Source organism: Blautia sp. MSK17_66 (assembly GCF_020538025.1).
In the GTDB taxonomy this organism is placed as follows: Bacteria; Bacillota; Clostridia; order Lachnospirales; family Lachnospiraceae; genus Blautia_A.
Map to the genome: position 1 here is coordinate 1 of NZ_JAJBNQ010000108.1, position 365 is coordinate 365.

Sequence of the window (365 nt, forward strand, 5' to 3'; positions counted from 1 at the left end):
ACATCGAGATAATGCGGATTCTCACGAATACCGCTTACTGTTTCTTCGTGTATGCTTTTGAGTAACCGTAGTTATCTCTACTCACAGATCCTAAGTACACTCCACAGTCGTTAATTCCCGAAATAGCCTTCGGTACATACTTACGTTTACGGAATCATGCAACTTCGTAAGTCTCTGCATCTCTCAGATTCAGTGCTGCATTGAGATCTCTGTCCTCAATATATCCACATGTGCATCTGTAGATCCTGTCTGAAAGTTTCAGATCTTTTTTAATACAGCTACAACAGTGACAGGTCTTTGAAGACGGATACCACCTGTCAACTACCCGCAGTTCGATTCCATATTCAGCACATTTTGCTTTCAAT

The 365-nt window shown here is 41.4% G+C and carries 1 protein-coding gene; it reads right to left on the reverse strand.

What is annotated here, in order from left to right:
* Nucleotides 1-154 precede the first annotated feature (154 nt).
* Nucleotides 155-365 (reverse strand): transposase (locus tag LIR34_RS17695; protein WP_265107762.1); only part of this gene is annotated, 211 nt, incomplete at its 5' end.